The following is a 207-nucleotide window of genomic DNA, read 5'->3' on the forward strand; positions in this document are numbered from 1 at the left end:
CAGAGCCTGCCGCGGATCGAGACCCTTCCGCCCGGCCTCTACGAGATGAAGATCGACAATCCGTCGGGCGATCCCGATTGCCGCGACGGTGGCTACGCTGTCCACTTCGAGGCGCGTGAGGTCTGCGACATCCGCTTCCCCCGGCAGGACGATGCCTTCGAGCGCGTGCGCGACCTCTCCGAGCGCAACGAAGCCTTCTACCGCACG

At 66.7% G+C, this 207-nt stretch carries 1 protein-coding gene; it reads left to right on the forward strand.

Annotated features, from left to right (window positions below):
- The coding region (locus V5F77_RS29420) for a DUF3141 domain-containing protein (protein WP_429008554.1) at positions 1-207 on the forward strand (207 nt) is incomplete at both ends.

The sequence above is a fragment of the Roseixanthobacter psychrophilus genome, assembly GCF_043195195.1.
Taxonomy (GTDB): Bacteria; Pseudomonadota; Alphaproteobacteria; order Rhizobiales; family Xanthobacteraceae; genus NCEH01.